This is a genomic window from Candidatus Parvarchaeota archaeon, assembly GCA_016866895.1.
Taxonomy (GTDB): domain Archaea; phylum Micrarchaeota; class Micrarchaeia; order Anstonellales; family VGKX01; genus VGKX01.
This window is the reverse complement of the sequence record VGKX01000237.1, coordinates 1-1,142: the sequence shown is the minus strand read 5'-3', so window position 1 is coordinate 1,142 and position 1,142 is coordinate 1. Positions and strand designations below refer to the sequence as shown.

The following is a 1,142-nucleotide window of genomic DNA, read 5'->3' as shown; positions in this document are numbered from 1 at the left end:
TATACTTCTCGCGGTCAAGTTTTCGGTTTTATGTCAAACCCATGCTATAGTGGGAAAGATTTTTTCCATATTGAGAACAAGAAAAATGATTCACCTGGAACTGAACAAAGAACAACTGGACGAATTGCACAAGCAAGCAGCCGAGAACACCTGTGTGCGTGCCCGCAAAAAATGCTGGGTGGTTTACCTCAAGGGCAATGACTATGCGCACCAGGAAATAGCAAAAGTAGTGCGGGTGGATGAAGACAGTGTTACTGAATACCTAAAAAAGTATCGTGACGGTGGTTTGCCTGGACTTTTGACCGAGAACTACCGCAAGGGAAAGGGGCAATTGGATGCGCATGCACAGAAGTTGAAGGAAATTTTTGAGAAGAATCCAGTGCATACGGTCAACCAGGCCATAGAGGTGATTGAGCGGGAAACGCAAGTTCGCTTAAAGCCTTCCGCCTGCCGAGCATTTTTGCTAAAGCTTGGTATGAAATACAGACGTTGTGGATTGATACCTGGCAATGTTTTTGGCAATGACGATAAACAACGTCAAAAGCAGCAGGAGTTTCACGACAAAGAGCTCCAACCTCTTATGGAAGAAGCCAAACAGTGCAAGCGCGTGGTACTGTTTGTAGATGCGGCACATTTCGTTATGGGTGCTTTTTTGGGGATGCTCTGGTGTTTCACGCGGCAGTTTTTACCCTCAAGCTCTGGGCGTCAACGCTATAACGTCTTGGGTGCTTATGACCCGATTCGGCAAGCAGTCATCACTCTGACTAATGACACCATCATCAACCAAGAAACATTTTGCGCCTTGCTCGAAAAGATTGCCAATTTCTATGCTGGTACGCAACTGCCCATTACGCTGATACTGGATAATGCCCGCTATCAGAAATGTCAGTCGGTTTTCGACAAAGCAAAAGAATTGAAGATTGATCTGAAATATTTGCCAGCCTACTCCCCCAATCTCAATCTCATCGAAAGGCTATGGCGCTTCGTCAAGAAGCAGGTTTTGTACAGCACACATTACGAAAAGTTTTCCACGTTCAAAAAGAGCATCGACTCTTGCCTGAGCGACATTGATACCCGCTTCAAAGGTAACATGCTGACTTTGATGACGCTGAAGTTTCAGCTGTTTTCAAAAACCGAAAACT

At 45.3% G+C, this 1,142-nt stretch carries 1 protein-coding gene; it reads left to right on the top strand.

The window, feature by feature from the left end; genetic code table 11:
• Window positions 1-85 precede the first annotated feature (85 nt).
• Window positions 86-1,142: IS630 family transposase (locus FJZ26_06230; protein ID MBM3230003.1), on the top strand; the 1,057-nt coding region annotated here is incomplete at its 3' end.